The organism is Flavobacterium kochi (assembly GCF_048286715.1).
Classification (GTDB): domain Bacteria; phylum Bacteroidota; class Bacteroidia; order Flavobacteriales; family Flavobacteriaceae; genus Flavobacterium.
Map to the genome: position 1 here is coordinate 1 of NZ_JBLVPW010000002.1, position 20,967 is coordinate 20,967.

At 37.1% G+C, this 20,967-nt stretch carries 11 protein-coding genes; 1 reads left to right on the forward strand and 10 read right to left on the reverse strand.

The genetic code is table 11. The features are described 5' to 3' along the window. Positions 1 to 207: 207 nt before the first annotated feature. From ACNQGH_RS02540 to ACNQGH_RS02585, 10 genes are all read right to left on the reverse strand, one after another. Positions 208 to 2,454, reverse strand: a complete 2,247-nt coding sequence (locus ACNQGH_RS02540; RefSeq protein ID WP_417954412.1) for a glycoside hydrolase family 3 C-terminal domain-containing protein — start codon at positions 2,452 to 2,454, stop codon at positions 208 to 210. Positions 2,455 to 2,492: 38 nt separating this feature from the next. Then, positions 2,493 to 4,088 carry a GH39 family glycosyl hydrolase gene (locus ACNQGH_RS02545; protein ID WP_417954413.1) on the reverse strand — a complete coding sequence of 532 codons (1,596 nt, stop codon included), beginning with the start codon at positions 4,086 to 4,088 and terminating at the stop codon, positions 2,493 to 2,495. A gap of 121 nt (positions 4,089 to 4,209) precedes the next feature. Further along, a complete protein-coding gene (locus ACNQGH_RS02550; RefSeq protein ID WP_417954414.1) occupies positions 4,210 to 6,216 on the reverse strand; it encodes a glycoside hydrolase family 97 protein in 2,007 nt (668 codons plus the stop codon). Positions 6,217 to 6,296: 80 nt separating this feature from the next. Next, entirely contained in the window at positions 6,297 to 8,693 is a 2,397-nt protein-coding gene (locus ACNQGH_RS02555; RefSeq protein WP_417954415.1) for a glycoside hydrolase family 31 protein, read from the reverse strand. Positions 8,694 to 8,774: 81 nt separating this feature from the next. Further along, entirely contained in the window at positions 8,775 to 11,219 is a 2,445-nt protein-coding gene (locus tag ACNQGH_RS02560) for a glycoside hydrolase family 2 TIM barrel-domain containing protein (RefSeq protein ID WP_417954416.1), read from the reverse strand. A gap of 205 nt (positions 11,220 to 11,424) precedes the next feature. Further along, complete coding sequence (locus ACNQGH_RS02565; RefSeq protein WP_417954417.1) at positions 11,425 to 12,294, reverse strand: hypothetical protein; 870 nt, start codon at positions 12,292 to 12,294, stop codon at positions 11,425 to 11,427. Between the two features lie 20 nt (positions 12,295 to 12,314). Next, positions 12,315 to 13,901 carry a RagB/SusD family nutrient uptake outer membrane protein gene (locus tag ACNQGH_RS02570; protein WP_417954418.1) on the reverse strand — a complete coding sequence of 529 codons (1,587 nt, stop codon included), beginning with the start codon at positions 13,899 to 13,901 and terminating at the stop codon, positions 12,315 to 12,317. Between the two features lie 11 nt (positions 13,902 to 13,912). After that, complete coding sequence (locus ACNQGH_RS02575) at positions 13,913 to 16,963, reverse strand: SusC/RagA family TonB-linked outer membrane protein (RefSeq protein ID WP_417954419.1); 3,051 nt, start codon at positions 16,961 to 16,963, stop codon at positions 13,913 to 13,915. Positions 16,964 to 17,052: 89 nt separating this feature from the next. Continuing rightward, complete coding sequence (gene xylA, locus ACNQGH_RS02580; RefSeq protein ID WP_417954420.1) at positions 17,053 to 18,375, reverse strand: xylose isomerase; 1,323 nt, start codon at positions 18,373 to 18,375, stop codon at positions 17,053 to 17,055. Next, positions 18,375 to 19,868 (reverse strand): xylulokinase, encoded by a 1,494-nt coding sequence (locus ACNQGH_RS02585; RefSeq protein WP_417954421.1) that lies wholly within the window; start codon positions 19,866 to 19,868, stop codon positions 18,375 to 18,377. The genes xylA and ACNQGH_RS02585 overlap by 1 nt, the downstream gene beginning before the upstream one ends. 376 nt (positions 19,869 to 20,244) lie before the next feature. Between ACNQGH_RS02585 and ACNQGH_RS02590 the strand changes: the two genes are divergently transcribed. After that, positions 20,245 to 20,964, forward strand: a complete 720-nt coding sequence (locus ACNQGH_RS02590; protein ID WP_417954422.1) for an NUDIX hydrolase — start codon at positions 20,245 to 20,247, stop codon at positions 20,962 to 20,964. Positions 20,965 to 20,967 lie beyond the last annotated feature (3 nt).

Here is a 20,967-nt window from a genome sequence, read left to right on the forward strand (position 1 = left end):
ACTTTGATCGTCTGGGAATGTCTTTATAAACTCTAAAATATTCTCACCCTGAAATATCTTTTCCATATCCTTGTATTTACTATAAATATAAGTGTTTTTTATGTAAGTAACTCGATAAACTTAAAATAAAAGGAAATACAAGGTGACTTACTATTTTTTTCATTTAATAGATTTTTAATTTTGTAAATAAAGAAGACATAATTAGTGCTATAGTGATTCTTGTTTTATAGTTACGACAACCTCTTTTTTAATGTCACGAGAAGAACTTCCTAATTTCAAGGTGTAATTTCCTGGCTCAACAGTCCATTTTTTAGTGGCAACATTATAGTATGCCAATTCTTGTACTGGAACCTGAATGGTTACGGTTTTGGAATTTCCAGCTGCAACCAATACTTTTTGGAAGCCTTTTAACTCTTGGGCAGCACGAGTAATTTTCGAATCTGATTGAGACGAATACAATTGTAGCACTTCTTTACCATCCACTTTTCCAGTGTTTTTAACCGTTACAGAAATAGCAATTGTTTCATCAGTAGTATATGATTTCTGGTCTGTTTTCACATTGTCGAAAGCAAAAGTGGTGTATGATAATCCGTATCCAAAAGGATAAAGAGGCTCAATTTTTTTAGTGTCAAACCAACGATATCCTACCAGAATTCCTTCGGCATAATTTACTGATTTGTCTCCAGGGAAACTGTTAGTAGCGTGTGCAGGGGAGTCCATGATATTTTTTGGCATCGTCCAGGGTAATTTCCCGGAAGGATTTACTTTTCCTAACAATACATCTGCCAAAGCATTTCCACCTTCGGAGCCATTGAACCAGCTCCAAACCAAAGCCGATGTTTTTTTGCTGATGTCCTGAATATCAAAAGGAGCTCCTGCAATCATTACAACAATTGTATTAGGATTTGCTTCTCTAACTTTGTTAATCAATTCTTCTTGCCCGAATGGTAACGTTAAGTTTCTACGATCGGAAGCTTCGGTTTCATAATCACGGTTTGAACCTGCAAAAACGATGACTACATCTGAATTTTTGGCGGCTTCTATCGCTTCCTGTAATTTAACAGGATCCAATTGATCAATGGTTACAGGACCGTTCAACGTAATATCTCCTAATTTCCCTTTGTTTTTTTCATCGTATCGCTCTAAATACCCTTCTGCATAATTAATTTTGATGGAGCTTGGCAATCTGTTTGTTAAACCTTCTAAAGGGGTAACCTCTCTTTTTGTTTTAACCCCTGCGCCAAACCCGCCCAAAGCGTTTTTCTTAGTTGCATTATTCCCAATGACGGCAATAGATTTTACGCTATCTAGTTTTAAAGGCAATGTGTTGTTGTCGTTTTTTAATAAAACCACTGATTCTGAAGCAATTTTGTAGGCATCCTGATAATGTGCTTCGGTTGCAATGCTTCCTTTTACACGGTCTTTGCCACCAATTGCTTTTACCTGGAACAAGACCCCTAATATCCGTTTTACGTGTTTATTAATTTCTGATTCTGAAATTTCACCAGCCTTTGTTGCAGCGATCAGTTTATCAGCCAGGAAAAATTCGTTGAAAGGTTTTGGTGTTCCCATTTCGATATCCAATCCATTTTTCAAAGATTTTACTGTGGTATGTACTGCCGCCCAGTCTGAAACAATAATCCCTTTAAAACCCCATTCGTCGCGCAGTACTTCATTCAGCATGTAATCGTTCTCACATAAATATTCGCCTCTAAACTTGTTATAAGCTCCCATTAAACTATACGCTTTAGCCTCTGTCACTGCAGCTTTAAATGCGGGCAAATAAATTTCACGAAGGGTACGTTCGTCAATTTGAACATCAACAAAATCGCGATTGGTTTCTTGATTATTGGCAGCAAAGTGTTTTACGCAAGCCATAACGTCGTTGTCCTGTAGTCCAACAATCAATGGCACAGCAATTTTTTTGTTTAGGAAAGGATCTTCAGTTAAATATTCATACGTTCTGCCTCCAAGCGGCGTTCTGATAATATTTATAGCTGGCGAAAGCAACATATCTTTGTCTCTGGCACGCAATTCCTGCCCCACACTGTTCCCGAAAAGATGAGCCAAATCGGTATTCCAGGTTGCTGACAAACCTCCACCGGCCGGATAATACGTAGCAAAATCGTTAGTTAATCCAGCAGGCGCCCAGTTATCACGAGAAATTTCTTCACGAACTCCTATTGGACCGTCGGCCATTTTTAATTCTGGAATACCCAGTCGTTTTACACCACCGGTAGAAAACATACTGTTACCATGTAACATACCTATTTTTTCTTCGAGGGTCATTTTTGAAATCAACTTGTCAATTTCGGCATCGCATTTAGTGCTTAAAGATTTTGCAATACCGGTTTTTGTTTGTTTTTTATTTTTAAGCGTTTGAGAATGGGCATCATATCCAGCGAAAAGCATTACTGAAAATGTGATGGATAATGTGATAATTTTATATTTCATCTGTAGCTAATTTTATTTTTAAATTATTTTTTTTGCAACTATTTTTTTACAAAATTCAGCAGTAAAACATCATTTTCATTGGTAGTAAATTCCTTGGAATAGATTCCTTTTGAATCAATGGTCACTTTTTCTGTTGCAATCGGTGAACCGTTATTTTTTTCTTTAAGGATAGCAACTTGTTGCTTCGTCAACTGATTTGGTTTATTCATCCCTAAATAATCCGTGTAAACGTCATTCGCTTTATATCCTACTTTGTATAGCTCCAAATTATATTTTCCTTTTGGCAATCCTGTCACTTCAATTTTTATACTTCCTTTTGGTCTAGACGGTAAATCCTGCACATAATATTTTTGGTTATTGACTGAATCTCCAGGATGTGTATTGGTAAAATCCCAAAAAAGCAGCTGTACATCTCCTTTTGAATTTTTGGTTGCCCAAGAGGACTGGTCTGTATTTTGGAGTTCTGTTTTTCCCAGCTTGTTTAGCAAATAATAGGAGAAATAGGCGGGTTTCTTGATCCCTTGCGTATTCAGCAATCCAAATCCTCCATGAAAAGGCGTAAATCGTGGGCCGGCTTCTTCGAAAATATCAGTAAAAACCCAATAAGACATAGAGTTTGGTGCATTTCCCACTTGCTTCAGTTTTTGAAGAATATAAGCAGCTGAATGATAACTGTCATGAATGGGGTCGGCAGGAGTATAGGATGAACTCCATTCGGTATAGTGCAATTCCAGATTTGGCTTAGCCGAACTAGAAATTTGCTTACGTGAATTAACAATATCGCCACTCACACTGGATTCCTCTTTATTCAAGACGGTTCCAGAAGTTCCAAATTCATCTAAAAACCCTTGTTTTACTCCGTAGGTGTGTGTTGAAATGAAGTCCAAGGGAACATTATTTTTAGCGCAAAAATCAATTGTTTCAGGAACCCAGGCAGCACCGGCTGTAGCAGGACCACCCACTTTGTAGGCCACATTTACACTTTTTATGGCACGTGCACTGTAATCATACAATTTGAAATATTCCTCCTGAGTACCTGTCCAGAAGCCTGGTGACAGGTTGGGCTCATTCCATACCTCAAAATACCATGTTTTCACTTCATCGGCACCATAACGTTCCGTAAAATGAATGGTTAAGTTGCGGATTAAGTCTTCCCATTTTTTATAATTTTTTGGCGGTGTTACATTGCCTTTCCACCAAAAAATGGTTTGATTTCCACTCGCCAATGCTGAAGGCATAAAACCTAATTCAACAAAAGGTTTCATTTTGATACTCAAAATAAAATCATACAGGGCGTCGATGTATTGATAATTATATTCCGGATTTCCTTTTGCGTCTTCACGATAAATAGCCATGTCATCAGACAATAAACCATGCATTCGAATGTATTTAAAATCGCATTCTTTTTTTACAATAGCTAGCTGTTGCTGCCAATCGGCACGCAATCCTTCATTCGCTCTTCCTGCTCCGATACACTCTTTGAACATGGTATTCAATTCGCCTACTGATTTATTATAATCGACTTTTATAATTCGATCTGTAAAAGTCGATTTTTCAGCGTCTTTATTTTGCCCAAACAAATGAAGGTTTGCAGAGCAAAAAAGAATAATAAGTAATACTAAATTTCTTTTCATCTTAAAATAATAATTGTTTTTAGAATCATAGTCATTCTATTCTTACTTTTTAATCAAACTCGTTATGACAAAAAGAGGTTAGACAGGCACGGTAAGTGCGTCTTTACAAGAGATCTATAAATTACAGTTTTTTAAATCGAATGGCTGTTCCTCCGGCTCCGCCTAAATGCAATTTTAATACATCCGAAGCCTTCACTGTTTTTTTAGAAATGGCTACTGCAGATGGATTGTGTGTTTCATCTGTTCCTTCTGCATCAGCATAAATCTGTGCTTCGTAAGTTGCTTTAGCATCTAAAAAGGTCAATGGAATAGCTAAATCTCTAGCTTTTTCATTGGTAATACTTCCTAAAAACCAGTCAGCACTGTTTCTGTCTTTACGAGCGGTAGTAATGAATTGCCCGATTTCGCCATTTAAGACTTTAGTCGTTTCCCAATCAGTTGGAACATCTTTTAGGAATTGCAAAGCTGGTTTACCTTCGTAATTTTCAGGAAGGTCCGCCATCATTTGAATTGGAGCGTAAATGGTTACATATAATGCCAATTGTTGGGCGGTTGTACCGTGTACTCTTTTGCCCGGATAGCCCTGTTTTACCTCCACATCAAAAATCCCTGGTGTAAAATCCATCGGTCCGGAAAGCAATCTGGTAAAAGGAATAATCGTCAGGTGATTTGGCGGGTTTCCTTCACTCCAGGCATTGTACTCTTGTCCTCTTGCTGCTTCTCTTGAAACCATATTAGGATAAGTACGACGTTCTCCCGTATCTTTTATGGACTCATGATACAATACTGCCAAATCATATTCGGCCGCTTTTTCTAATATATATCTAAAATAATTTACTCCAAATTGTCCGAAGTGCCACTCTTTCATATTCAATTTTGAACCTACATGACCAATTTTAACCGAATGCATTCCCAGTTTTTTATATAAAGCAAAAGCTGCGTCGATTTCTTTTAAGTAATTAATTAAGTTCGAGCCCGTCTCGTGGTAACCAATAAGCGCTACATCATTTTTTTTACCGTATTCCACTACTTTTTCCAGATCAAAATTATCGGCATTTTTTGTAAAACTAAACTGGTGCATCTTATTTTCATACCAGGCAGGTGTCCAGCCTTTGTTCCAGCCTTCGATCAGCAAATGATGAAAGCCTTCTTTGGCCGTAAAATCAATATATTGTTTAGCATGCTCAGTTGTGGCACCTTGTTTGTCGCTTTCCCAAAATGTATATTTCCCGATATGCATTCCCCACCAAATCCCAAAATATTTGTAGGGTTTAAAGTAACTTGTATTGGCTACTTTATTTGGTTCGTTCAGATTCAATATCAAATAAGACGTAATTAAATCTGTAGGTTTTTCAGCAATTTGTACCGTTCTCCACGAAGAAGTAAAAGTATCTTTTACACGAACTTTTACACCATCAGCCCAAGGCACCAGGTCGGTTTTTAATTGCGTGCCTTTATTATTTACCAGAGTCATACTCGCAAAATCTATCAAATTAGCTTCGTGGAAACTCAAGGCTAATCCACTTTTGCTTTCAATAGTAAGAGGGGTAAGAACAGTATCGAGAGAACTTACGGGCGCATCTTTAAAAAGGTATTCATCGCGATTTTCTCTGTTAGCAGGAATCCACCATGCTTTTCCATCTTCTTTTAGGTTGAAAGTTGTTTTTTCATCCATAATGAAAATACTGTCTTTTGTACCTTGTTTTGGATATACATACCTAAAGGCAATTCCATCATCAAAAGCACGGAACTGGATTTCCAGTTTGCGTTTTTGTTTGTTTTTTTGTTGCAGTTTCACCACCAATTGATTGTAGTGGTTGCGGATTTTATGTTTTTCTCCCCAAACTTGTTCCCAAGTTTCATCGAAGGTTGATTTTTCAACTTTAATGATTTCAAAATTGGTACTTAAATCATCATTGTTTTTTAATAAAAAACCCATGTCAGAAGGTGTGATAACTTCTGTTTTTCCGTGTGAAACAGCATATTTTGGAACGCTGTTTACTAGTTCAAATTTGATTTTATTTTGCCCTCCCGGAGCAGTCAATTCGTAGGATTTTACTTTTTTGCCTTGAGAGTTACCTATAACTATTGAAAACAACAGAGCAGGAAGTATCAGTCTTTTTATCATGGTATTATTTCTTAATTGTCTTTTTATAAATCAGGGAATTAAGAAACTCAACTCCCCGATTTAAAACTAACTCAACTTATTTATTTTACCCACTCCGTTTTGAAAGTGGTTTTTCCAGTTAAGGGATTTGATGTTGTTTCAAAATTGGTTCCCTTTTTAGAAAGTGAGATGGTCTGAACGGCATCTCCTTCAGGTAAGAAAACTTTTGCGGTGGCGGTATTAGTGCCTTCAGTTGCGAATACTTTCAGAGTTAATTTGCTCCAATCCATGTCTTTTGTAGATTGTGCCAATGCAATATGAGGGATCGCTGAACCATCTCTAACCAAAACTACGATTGGAATAGCACCTGCTTTGATTTTATGCCAGCCGCCCTGGTATACTTTTTTGGTTTGGTAATCAATCCAAGTCCCTTCCGGAAGATAGACATCTCTTTCAGTAACTTCTTCGAATAAAGGGGCAACTAACATGCTTGAACCAAATAAATATTCATTGTCCACCAACCAGGCTCCCGGGTCATTTGGATATTCCAGAAACAAAGCACGCATCATTGGCAATCCTTTTTGAGAACTTTCTTTGGCTTGCGCATAGATATAAGGCATTAATTCGTAACGCATATTATCGGCGTTTCTAAATCCTTCCAAAAAGGCTTTGCTGTATAGCCAAGGTTCACGCGGAGGCTCACCATGACTTCTCACGTGTGAGGTTAACATCCCGAACGGTGCCCATCTGCGGTATAGATTTTCCGGTGATTTTGTTGCAAATCCTCCTACATCATGACTCCAGAAACTGAATCCGCTTAATCCTAATGAAAGTCCGCCTCTTAATTCGGCAGACATCGCACCATTTGTTGTTTCGGCATCACCACCCCAGTGTAATGGGTAACGTTGGCTACCTGCCCAAGTGCTTCTTGCCCAAATCAAAGTATACCCTTTTTCTTTTTGAGTAATTTCGGCAACGGCTTTGTTGTAACGCAATGGATATAAATTGTGCTCATAGAAACCAGTACGTCCTGAATGATAAATCCCTTCTGGCGGGGCAGCTTCTCCAAAATCTACTTTGAATACACTTACTCCCTGGTCAAATAAATGTTTCAGTTTAGCCTGGTACCAGGTCACTGTTGCCGGGTTTGAAAAATCCAGTACTGCATCTTCATAAGGAAGGTTTCCTTTGCGGTCTCTTACTGCTAGATTTTTGTCTATGATTTCATTGAACAAGGTGTTCTTTGGAGAGAAATAAGGCAATTGCCATAAACATACATGGAAACCATCGTCTTTCATATCCGACATCATTTTTACTGCATCCGGAAAACGGTCTTTAGAAAACTCATAATTGTTTCTCCAATCTACATCAAACCAACCTGTATCAAAGTGAATTACATCGGTTGGGATTTTATAGGCGCGTAAATCTTTAGCCACTTGACGGCCTTCTTTTTCAGAGAAATAGGTGATACGACTCATCCAAAAACCAAATGACCAAAGTGGAGGCATTGCAGCTTTTCCTGTCAAATTAGTATATTCATCCAGTATTTCTTTTGGTTCCCCAATGAAGAAAAACAAATCGGCTTCATCATCGCCAATATACATTTCATTGGCACTGCCAAAATACCTTCCAAAATCAACAGTGATAGGAGTGGAGTGGTGCATGAACACCCCATAACCACGGCTGCTCATATAAAACGGAACTGGTTTGTACATGGTTTCATTTTGGATTCCATTGGCATCATCTGTCCATAATACCACTTTTTGTCCGCGTTTGTTGAATTGGGTGAATGATTCCCCGCAACCAAATATTTTTTCATCTGGTTCTAAGCTGAAAGCAGCTCCCATACTTCTGGAATAATCGCTGTTTCTGCGAACAAACGAGAACGGTAGCGTTGGCGTGTAGGTATTTTTAAAATCAGAATCATGTAAAGTTCCTGTTAACAATTTTCCTTTTTCATCGTAAATTTTTACGTGCCAAGGTTTAGTCTGAATTTCAACAGAACCGTGTTTGCTGGTAAATTTATAACCGCCGTCAATTTTAGAATAGTTCCATAATTCCGGATGATTTGGCGCTACACCGTTGATCAGCATCAGTGATTCTTTTTCTGGATGAAATTGTGGTCCGGAAGTCATTTTGATTCTCAAGGTACGGTCTGAAACGAACTGAATTTGAAATGGCAATTCAGGTGTTGCTGCATACTCCGTAGCTGGAAACTCATTCGCAGGAACTACATCCGGTTTCATCATCATATTGTTGAATGCCTGACGCGTTTTGTAATTGTATCTCAGGTATTTTACTGTTCCTTTTCCTGTTTGAGGGTCAAAGCCTGTAAGCTCGTCAGCAAAATAAAAAGTATTTAGGTAATTCTGAAAATCTTTGCTGATATCAATTGGCGCGTTAAGAACATCGGCGTTTTGTATTTGAGCTATAGCTTTTGGGGCTGCAAAAAGACCAAACGCCAGGAATATGGATAATATAAGTTGTCGTTTTTTCATTGTTGTTTGTTTTAAAACCTCACCCCGCTCCAAAGGAGAGAGCCGAAGCCGAAGTAATGTGAATTGTTATTATAGTATTCTTTATTTAACCGCAATCACTGTAGTGCTGCTTTTCAAACCATTGGCACTGGCAGTCAATTCTAGTTTTCCTGCTTGGTCTCCCGCTTGGATTACGACCAGACATTTTCCATTTAAGGCTGTGTGTGTGGTTCCTTTATACGATTCGTGACTAACAGGATCTCCACTACAAACACCTACAATTTTACCATTACCTTTTAATGAAAATTGAATCTCATTATTGGCATTTGGTGAAAGCACACCATTTGCATCAGTAATAGCAACTGTTACAAAAGACAAATCATTTCCATCAGCATGAATAGTTGCTCTGTGAGAGGAGAGTTTGAAAGTTGCAGGAGCTCCAGCAGTTTTGATTGTCGATTCTAAAACTGTTTTTCCATTTTTGCGCGAAATCGCTTTTAGTATTCCCGCCTGAAAGGGTACGCGCCACATGATGTGTAAATCGTCGCCTTCTTTCTTTTTAATGCCTACTGATTTTCCGTTAAGGAAAAGTTCCACTTCATCAGCATTGTTATAGTATGCCCAAACATCTACGTTTTGTCCTTTCTTCCAATTCCAGTGTGGAAAGATGTGCAATACAGGCTTGTTAGTCCATTCGCTTTGGTACATATAATAAACATCTTTGGGGAAACCTGCCAAATCTACTATTCCAAAATACGAACTAATCGATGGCCATTCATAAGGGGTTGGTTCACCGATATAATCAAAGCCGGTCCAAATGTACATTCCTGAAAGATTATCGTTTTTCTTGATGACTTTCCAAGTGGCTTCGTGCGTAGAACCCCAAGGTGCCTGCACTTGGTCATAAGCAGATACTGTGTTGCCAGGATTTCCTGTTGTTAACGGAAGATCCCATCTTTTTGGCCATTGTTTAATGGTATCAGAAACGGCATCGTAATATCCTCTTGTCTCTAAAGCCGAAGTAGTTTCGGTGGCGATGAAAGGAATTCCGGGAAATGTTTCTTTGTGTTTGGTATACGACTCATGAGCATAATTGTATCCTATTAAATCTAATGCTCCTGAAGCAGCGATTTTATTTTCCTTTGTTGGCGGATTCATCGCCGAAGTAATCGGGCGTGTTGCATCTAATTTTTTTGTTAATCCTGCCAGCTCCAACGCGATTTTTGTACCAGATTCATCCCATTGTTCTGGAATTTCATTGCCGATACTCCAAATAAAAATACTGGAGTGATTGCGGTCACGAAGTACCTGATCTTCTAAATCTTTTACATGCCATTGATCCCAATTAAGACTATAATCATATTGGGTTTTGCTTTTTTTCCACATGTCAAAAACCTCATCCATTACAATGAAACCCATTTTGTCACAAAGGTCTAAAAGTTCCGGAGCAGGAGGATTATGGGAAGTTCTGATGCCGTTTACACCCATGTTTTTCAAAATTTCCAATTGGCGTTCAATCGCTCGGGTATTAATAGCAGCGCCCAATGGTCCTAAATCATGGTGCAAACAAACTCCTTTTATTTTTACTTGTTTTCCGTTTAAAATAAATCCCTTATCGGCATCAAATTTAAAACTTCTGATTCCGAAATTGGTTTTATATTGGTCTATAATCGTATGGTCTATCCTGATTTCAGTAATGGCAGAATAAAGCTTCGGTTTTTCAACAGACCATAATAAAGGATTACTTACCGTGGCGACTTGTTGGATTGTTTGACTTGCATTGGCATTAACAGTAATTTTTTGACTAACAGAAGTTATTTTTTTGCCATTACTATATAATGTAGTAACTACCAAAGCATTCTTAGCAGTTGCATTCTGGTTTTTTATTGTGGTTTCAAGATTAATTGTTGCGCTTTCTGAACTGGTTTTTGGCGTAGTAATATATGTTCCCCATTGTTCAATATGTAATTTATCTGTAGTTTCAAGCCATACGTTTCTGAATATTCCAGAACCGGAATACCAACGTGAATTGGGTTGTTTTGAATTGTCAACTTTTACTAAAATTTCATTGTTTTTATCACCGTAATTTAAATAAGGAGAAAGGTCGTATTGAAAACCAATATATCCGTTTGGACGTTTACCGAGATAATGCCCGTTAATCCAGACTTCACTGTTTCTATAGACGCCATCAAAAACTATAGCAGTTATTTTTGTTTTATCTGCAGTAGCAACTTTAAATGTTTTTTTGTACCAGCCCAATCCCCCATTAAGAGCACCTCCGCCATAACCTGCAGGACTTTTTTCATCAAATTTTCCCTCGATACTCCAATCATGCGGAAGATTTAAAGTTCTCCATGATGTATTGACATTTATGGTATCCCTATCTTTTATGCTTTCATTCAAGTGGAAATTCCAACCCGAATTAAAGCTGGTCTTTCTGGAATTTAAGTCAGTTTTGTCTTCTGTACTATTAAAAGCCAAAGTGATAATAATCCCAAGCAGAATAAGTATTTTTTGAAAATGGCTGAAATTTTTCTTTTTGTTCATAATGAATTAATTATGGTATTTAAACTACCGATAAGTGCAAAATAGTGCTTACCGGTAGTATAAAATATTTTAAAGCGTTTTCCAATACCGTTAAAAAAAGATGAAGCTATTATACTGGTATTAGAGTAAAGTATTGAGATTAGATACTGTTAAAGCAATCGTATTCTCAATACTTTTATTCTTTTTAGAACTAAACAAATTTAGTTTAATTACTAGTTTTTGGTATTAAATTCATAACAACTTGTACACCGTCGTTACGAATTGCGGCATATCTTAAAGAAGTTGCAGTAAGCTCTATTAATCTAACATTAGAGAATGAAAAACCTGACAGGGTTTCATTATAATAGGCATTAAGATGTAGCATTTCTATTCCTCCATTTAATATGATTCTATCATTTGTAGCACCATTTGTAAGACTAAAATTGTACGTTCCGGTTTGAGTGGTTTTAACAGTACTCCCTGTGGTCAATGAAGTTTGTTTGACTTTTACATTATAACCTCCGTTCAGGTCGAAAGTAACTTCTCCCCAATCTTTGTTTTCTATACCCGACCAGGATACGTCATTGATACTGCCTGGATACCAGGCCCAATCTCCTTCTACTGTCTTGTTTATATATCCACCACCAACAAATGCAAATGGACTTTCAGTTACCATGTTAAAAACCCATGTTTTTCCAGCTACACCGTTTGTAAGCATTGCCCATCTGGGATCACTAAATAAAGTTTGATCATTTTTTAAGATGGTTACCGTTTTTGTATCTGTTACTGAACCGCCTTTTGTATAAGCTGAAAAATTAACAGTGTAAGTACCGGCAAATGGCATGGCAATAGTTAAGTCATTTAGGTTTGAATGCCCCAATTCATTCCCTTTTGAATCAACATAACTCCAATACGGTATGATATCCGGAGTTAGGTTTTTCAATTGGATGTTATTCCCATTTGCTACAACCGTATAATTAAGATCTGAGGACTTGAGCGTCATGGCAGGAAGGCTGTTACGGTCTTCTACCGGTTCGCAAGAAAATAACGAACCGACTGCAGTTATAGCTATTAATGTTAAAAATATATTTTTCATAGTCATTATTTTTAAGGTTATTACCAACCTGGATTTTGTTTTATTGCTCCGTTAGAAAGTACGATTTGTGACTGAGGTAATGCAAATAAACCTAGTGTTTCTGTTCTAAATGTTACATTAAATTGAGAATCACTATTTACATTGTCAATAGCAGCTTTGGCTACAGCTGGACTTTGTCTGATTAAATCAAAGAAGCGTTGCCCTTCCAATGCAAGTTCTAATTGACGCTCCTTCATTATATTTGGTAAAGTTGCTGCAACGCGGTGAGTAGCATTTTGAAACGCACGGTCACGAACTTTATCAAGACAAGTTTTTGCAAAACCGGCATTAGTACCAAGATTAAGTTCAGCTGCCATCAACAGTACATCAGAAAATCGTATTACTGCATAATCTTCGACATTGTCAATTTGGAAATTTCCACCGTTAGCAGTTACGTCTGCAATTCCAGCTTCATTGGTAACCGGACAATATTTTTTCCAGGCATATCCTGTATATTGACGTTGGTCTCTTTTATTTGGTGCCGGATCAAAATTCAATCCTTCTCCTGCAAAATTGATGATTGTAGCATCTCTACGAGTATCTCCAACTTCGTAGGCATTATAAAGACTAGGAGTAACGGTAAGTCCGCCCCAACCATAAGCATATCGGCCTATGTTTCCACCACGTGGTGCAATTAATACTGATAAACGGTTTCCTTCGTGTAGATTCCAGTCTCCTTTACCGCTTGCATTATAGCGGATGGCCCAAACCATTTCTGTATTACCTTCACCTGCATAATTTGCAAGTGATGCAGCAAGCCATAGACGAGAATAATCTGCTATCAAAGCATGTCCACTGGTATTTACAACATCATTGATGCTGGTTATGGCTTCTGCCTTAGTAATTACACCTGCCAAATCAGTTTTATCATAATAATCCGTGTAGAATAAAAATGCTTTAGCGATGTAAGCTTCTGCAGCCCATTTAGTGATGCGACCGTAATTTGGATTCCCTACCTGAGAATAATTATCGGTCCCTAAATTAGCAGCAGCAAATTTTAAATCATTGGCAATTAATGCATAAGTAACTTCAGGAGCTACTCTTGGAGAATTGAATTCATTTGTGCTAATGGTATGATCAAGTGGAACAATATCTCCAAAAACTCTTGCTAATTCAAAATGGAAATGAGCTCTTAAAAAACGAGCTTCTGCTTCATATTTTGTTTTAAGGGCAGTGTCAGTACCCCAATTTACTTTATCCAAGTTTTCTAATAAAATATTGGCTCTGTATATTCCTTTGTAGCACGTTTGCCAAACCACATTATTCATTTCTGGATCGGAATTATTTTTAAAACGATCCCAGTCTAAAACAGCTATTCCATCAGCAGTTCCAAAACCTCCAAAACAATCATCTGAAGCTTCTTCGGTAATCATTTGGAATCCTGCCCAGCCACCTTCCTGTTGCAATACATCATATATTGAAACGAGTCCTTCAAGAGCATCTTTTGGAGTTCTATAAAAATTTTCTGAAACTTTTTCAGTTACAGGTGTGGTGTCTAAAAAATCATTCGAGCAAGAACTTAATACTAATAGGGTTGATGCTGTAAATAGTTTAATATAATTTTTCATTTTTTTGATAATTAGAAGTTAACATTAAGTCCTATCATATAGGTTCTTGGCTGTGGGTAGTACCCTACATCAATCCCTTTTGCCCATGATTGGTTTGTGTTTCCAAACCCAATTTCTGGATCCATTCCCTGATACTTTGTAAAAGTGAATAGATTGTTTGCGGCAACATATAATCTGAATTTAGAAAAGAAATTTAACTTGTTTGTTAGTTTCGTTAAATCACAACCTAATGTAGCAGACTTAATTCTAAAGAAGCTCGCGTCCTGAACATATAAATCTGACATTTTGGTATAATTTCCATTTGCATCTGAACCATAGGTAACTCTTGGAATAGTGTTAGAGCTTCCCTCTGTTGTCCAGCGATTCAAGATACTGGTTGTGAAATTTGAGTAAGGACGTTCGATACTGCGAATTCCAATAACATTTTGGTTTCCTGAAACGCCATAGGTATAAATAGATAAATCAAAAGCTTTGTAAGATAGTTCCATGTTCAATCCATAAGTAAAATCAGGATTTGGATCTCCAATATTAGTTTTATCATTAGCATCAATCTTTCCGTCACCATTTAAGTCCACAAACTTAACATCACCAGGCATTGCATTAGGTTGAACTCCTGCAGCAACTTCGGTTGCGTTTTGAAAAATGCCATTTGTTTTAAGTCCGTAAAAATAACCAATAGGCTGTCCTACTTCTACACGATTCATTTCATCCAAACCTTGAAAAAGAAGATTAGAATCACCATGAATTATGCCTTCAGAATTGGCAACACGAAGTACTTCGTTTTTATTGTGAGATATATTTCCGTTTATAGAAAATGCCCAGTCTTTTCCAAAATTGGTTCTGTATCCTAATCCTAATTCAATTCCTTTATTATTAACATCTCCACCGTTAGTATAGGGAGGCGTAGCTCCTGCAATTTCAGGAATAGACGCTTGTACTAACCAGTCCTTGGTAGTTTTGTTGTAATAATCGAATGTCAAAGTAAGGTTTGAGAATAATGTAGCATCAAAACCAAAGTCAGTCTGCTCAGATGTTTCCCATTTTAAATCTGGATTTGAAAGTGCATCCGGGCTGGAACCTGTGTATAGTGTTTCATTTGAACCTGTTCCAAAATGATAGTTTTTATCATAAGAGTTTATGGTTGACATGTATGCAAATCGTTTTGAAAACTGATCATTACCGTTTTGTCCCCAACTGGCTCTTATTTTAAGGTTTTTTATGACAGCTTCTTTTGGAAAGAAATTTTCACGATCTACATTCCATCCGGCTGATACCGCAGGAAAGTAAGCGTATTTATTATTAGACCCAAATTCAGAAGAACCGTCTCTTCTTATTGTTGCCGTGAATAAGTATTTATTGTCATAATCATATAATAATCTCCCAAAATAAGATTGAAGTCTATAATCATATCTTTCACCGGAAACTGTATTTGATGTTTTATCTGTTGCATTGCTTAAATATGCATGGGTAAAGTCGTTAAAAGTTAAATTTTTGCCCGTAGCGCCCATACTTTCTGAAGTGTTGGACTTAGCAGAAGTCCCTAACAATACATCAAAATGATGGATGTCGTTGATAGCCGCTTTGTATTGCAATGTGTTTTCCCATAACCAGCCCAAACTTTTATTAGAATTTTGCGTAACACTTGAGATAAGATTATTGTCAAAAAGCGTTTCATTATATTCTGGTTTAAAAGAACGATAAGAACTATCCGACATATCCACTCCAAAGCTGGTTTTGAATGTGAAATTTTTCATGAATTTTGCTTCTGCAAATACATTTCCCACATAACGATTTATTTTATCTTCTTTAAAATTATTATGATAAAGAGAAGCCACGGGATTAAAAACATCAGCGGCAATAATTGAAGTCGCAAAATTACCATTAGGATCATATGCAGCATCTAACGGAGATGCATTTAGAAAACTTCTTATACTATTATTGTAAAGACCCTGGTCAGAAACACCACTACTTTTGATATTGGCAAAAGAGAAATTTTCCCCAATTTTCAAATGATTTTCTATAACATCAGATGTGGTGTTCACATTGAATGTTATACGATCGTATTGTGACTGGTTAGTTTGACTACCAATAAGACCTTCTTGTCCATAATAAGATAATCCTGTAGCGATGGTAGATTTTTTATCACCACCGGTAATCATTAACGAGTGATTTTGTTTTAGAGCTCCATTATTGAATAAATCGTTTTGCCAATCATGGTTCGGAAGTGCAGCTATTTGCGATGCAGTATACAAAGGCGTAAAGCCAGAATTAACTCGTGCCTCATTCATGATAACCGCATATTCATTTGAATTTAGCATGTCTAATTTTTTGGCAATTTGTTGGTATCCGGTATAACTGTTAAGTGATACGTTCATTTTACCTTCTTTACCTTTTTTAGTCGTTACTAATATAACTCCGTTGGCAGCTCTGGCTCCATAAATTGAAGCTGCTGATGCATCTTTAAGGATGTCAACTCTTTCAATAGAAGAAGGATCTAAATATCCGATACCATTGTCCACAACAACTCCATCTACAACATAAAGAGGAGAATTGTTTCCCGCGGTTCCTACACCACGAATGTTTACTACCATACCAGCTCCTGGTTGTCCGGAAGTTGAAGTGATGGATACCCCGGAACTTTGTCCCTGTAAGGCGTTAACAACATCAAGACTGGCAACTTGCTGAATGTCTTTTCCGGTTACTAACGAAGTAGCGGCTGTAGACACTTTTTTCTTCTGAGAGCCGTATCCTATTACAACTACCTCTTTAAGATCTGCTGATTCCACTTGCATGGCAACGTTAATCTGTGCTTGGTTTTTTACTGACACTAGTTGTGTTTTGTAACCCATGGAGCTGATTTTTAATACAGCATCTGATGCTGCATTAATTTGATAATTGCCATCAAAATCGGTCATGGTGCTCTTATTTGTTCCCGCTACAAAAACACTTGCTCCAGGAATACCCATGCCGTCGTTACTAGATGTTATCTTTCCGCTAACGGAAAGAGATCGCTGTTGTGCAAAACCTGATTGCAGCATAAATACGCTGAATAGAATTGACATACAAAAGGGAAGCATTGTCGGTATACAATATTTTCTTTTCATAATTAAGAATTGATTAATTTGGTTAGTTTATGTTTGTTTTTAATGGACTAATAGGTGTTGGCAATAATTTGTTCAAATAATTCTTGTTTTCCACTTATTTGTTGAGGTTCTCCGTTTGCACGTGCAATTTCGTTAAGGGCTTCTAAAGAGAGTTCTCCTTTTTCATACTTAGCTCCATTGCCATTGTCAAATGATCCGTAACGCTGTTTGCGTAAATTTTTATAATTCGTATTTTGTAAAATATGCTCCGCATAAATAAGACCTCTGGCAAAAGCATCCATTCCAGAAATGTGCGCAATGAATTTATCCTCTAAATCGGTAGAGTTTCTGCGTACTTTTGCATCAAAGTTGATTCCGCCGCCTTGAATTCCACCACCTTCTAAAATGACAAGCATGGCTTGAGTAATTTCATAAACATTTACAGGAAATTGATCTGTATCCCAGCCATTTTGATAGTCACCGCGGTTCGCATCAATACTTCCTAACATTCCGGCATCTGCTGCTACTTGTAACTCATGTTCAAAAGTGTGGCCTGCAAGAGTAGCGTGATTTACTTCTAAGTTCAATTTAAAATCGTCTTGAAGTCCGTGTTTATTAAGGAAGCCTAATGTAGTGGCAGCATCAAAATCATATTGATGTTTCATAGGTTCCATCGGTTTTGGTTCGATAAGAAAAGTCCCTTTGAAACCTTCTTTACGAGCGTACTCTTTGCAGGTAAGCAAGAATTGTCCCATATGATCCAATTCTCTTTTCATATCGGTATTCAAAAGACTCATATACCCTTCGCGACCTCCCCAGAAAACATAATTTTCACCACCTAATGCAATAGTGGCATCAATAGCAATTTTAGCCTGAGCACCGGCATAGGCAACAACATCAAAGTTTGGATTGGTTGAAGCTCCATTCATGTAACGTGGGTTACTGAAAAGATTCGAGGTTCCCCACAATAATTTTATTCCGGATTCTTGTTGTTTTTGTTTGGCATATTCCACCATAGTTTGCACCCGATTCTCAAATTCTGCCAAGGTTGGAGCTTCGTCTACGATGTCCAAATCATGAAAACAGTAATAGGGCAGTCCTAATTTGCTCATGAATTCAAAAGCGGCATCCATTTTATCTTTGGCTCTTAGAATAGCGTTTTCATTTTTATCCCAAGAAAAGGTTTCTGTATTAGCGCCGAAAGGATCACCTCCTTTGTTGCAGAGTGTGTGCCAATAAGCCATAGAGAAACGCAGCTGTTCTTTTAATGTTTTTCCCGCAACCACGCGGTTTTCATCATACCATTTAAAAGCAAGCGGATTATCACTTTCTCTACCTTCAAATTTTATGGTATCGATGTTTTTGAAATAAGATTGTTTAGTTGTATTCATTATGGTTCTAGTTTAATATGATTTTTCCATTCTTGATATAGGTCTTGATATTGTGAAATCAGCGAATGATTGGGTTCCATTCGCCCGATGCATTTTAAACCTCTAAAAGCTTCATCAAGGCAAGCATAAAATCCAAAACCATAGGCTGCACCACGAGCTGCGCCTTCAGCTCCGGAAGTGTTGTATAATTCTAAAGTAGTTTGAGTGGTATTGGTGAAAATTTCTCTGAAAACAGGGCTTAAAAATAGATTGGCATTTCCAGCTCTCACGACATCTGCTGATGCTCCTACTGATTTCATGACATCAAAACCGTAATTCATTGCAAATACAATCCCCTCACAGGCTGATCGGATGAGGTGTTTGGACTGGTGGATATTAAAGTTTAAATTCTGAATTCCTGAATTCGCATTTTTATTATTAAAGATACGTTCGACTCCGTTCCCGAAAGGGTAGAAGCGAAGCCCTTTGCTTCCTGCTTCTGCCTTGGCGGCTTCGGCATTAAGAGTTTCATATGCAATTAGATCCGCTTTGTCAACCGACATAATTTTTCGTAACCATTGGTACAAAATACCCGAACCATTAATGCAAAGCATAACACCATTGTTTTTTTGGGATTCCGTATTGTTTACATGTAAGAAAGTATTGATGCGATTTTGTTTATCGTAGATATCCTTATCACTTACCGCATAAATTACTGCCGAAGTTCCTGCTGTTGCAGCTATTTCTCCCGGTTTTAATACATTTAGCGCCAAGGCATTGTTAGGCTGATCACCAGCACGGTAAGTGATTTTAGTATTTTTATCAAGACCTAATTCGGTAGCTATATCGGGATGAACTGTTGCCTGGTATCCAAAGTTTGGTACGATTTCAGGTATCATTTTCTCCGGAAGCCCCATTTCTTGGAGTATTTCAGTTGCCAAACCTCCTTTTACAAAATTCCATAAAGCGGCTTCTGATAGTCCGGAAGTACTGATTTGTGGAATTCCAGAAAGTTTTGCGGCTATAAAATCACCTGGAAGCATCATGTAGACTGCTTTTTCAAAAATTTCAGGTTCATTGGTTTGAACCCATTTTAATTTTGAAGCAGTAAAATTCCCAGGACTTCCTAAAATTTGTTGCTGGCAGTATTCGTGCCCCATATGATTGTACGTTTCATTCCCTATGGCTGCAGCTCTGCTGTCACACCAAATAATAGATGGGCGAACCGGATTTAGTTTTTCATCGGTTAAAACCAAACCATGCATTTGATAGGCAATACCAATCCCTGCTATTCGTTTTAAATCAATATGATGTTTAGTCCCTAAAGCCAGTATGCCATTTTTTACATTTTGCCACCAGGAATTCGGATCTTGTTCAGCCCAGCCAAATTTAGGCGCAATAATATCCATCTCAAATTCCGGAACACTCACCGCAGCAACAGTAATTCCTTTTTCGGGATCAAATACCGATAATTTTATAGAAGAACTTCCTAAATCTATTCCTAAAAAATACATATACTTGTTTTTAAGGGGTTGTATTTTATTGTTTATATTTGCTGCATTTTTAAACTTATAGTCAAACTAACTTTATGCTTATAGTAAATTTGACTACAAGTGTAACACATTTTTTTTATATTAACAATATATTGTGTTTAAAAATTTGTAATTGATAATTAATTGAGGGTATTATTATACATTTGTATTAAATAAGCGCAGTGTTATCTGATAATTTTTTAAAATTTTTTTAAAAGGAAATAAAATTTTTAAAAATAATCGGCTAATAATTCCATGATTTTTTAAATATTTACAAAAAAGCATTCGACTCTTAAAACACAAAAAGAAACAAGGCTTCTTTTTATTTTTTTCTATATTTAATTCAAATTTCTATACCATGTTTGAAAAACATACCGATACCGATTCCTTAAAAATAACAGAGCAAACGGCCATGAACGCGATTACAATAGATTGTGTAATATTTGGTTTTGATAACGGAATTTTAGAAGTTCTGTTGGTGCAACATGCTGAAGGTATCAGTAAAGGAAAATGGGGTCTTCCGGGTGGCTGGATCAAGAAAAAAGAAAGTATAGATAATGCTGCCCATCGACTGCTGGGAGAGCTCACAGGATTAGATAATATATTCTTAGAGCAATTGAAGGCTTTTGGAGATCCTGACCGTTTCCCGCTGAGACGGGTTATTACAATTGGCTATTATGCTTTGATTAAAAGAGAAGATTATGATGTAAAGGCTGGTTTTACTGCGTCTGATGCAAAATGGTATAAAATTAATGAAATACCGGATTTAATTTATGACCACAATGAAATTTTAGATTACAGCTTAAAACAGTTGCGCAACAGAGTACGTCAGGCTCCTATCGGTTTTAATCTTTTACCCGAAAAATTCACGTTATTGGAGCTCATGCATCTTTATGAAGAGGTTTTGGGTGTGGAGATGGATAAGTCTAATTTTAGGAGAAAAATATTGCATATGAAACTATTACTTGCCTTAGATGAGAAGCAACAAGATGTTTCTCACCGAGCGGCAAAGCTGTATAAATTTGATCCTGAAATTTACAATAAACTTACCGAAAAAGGATTTAATTTTGAATTTTAACAT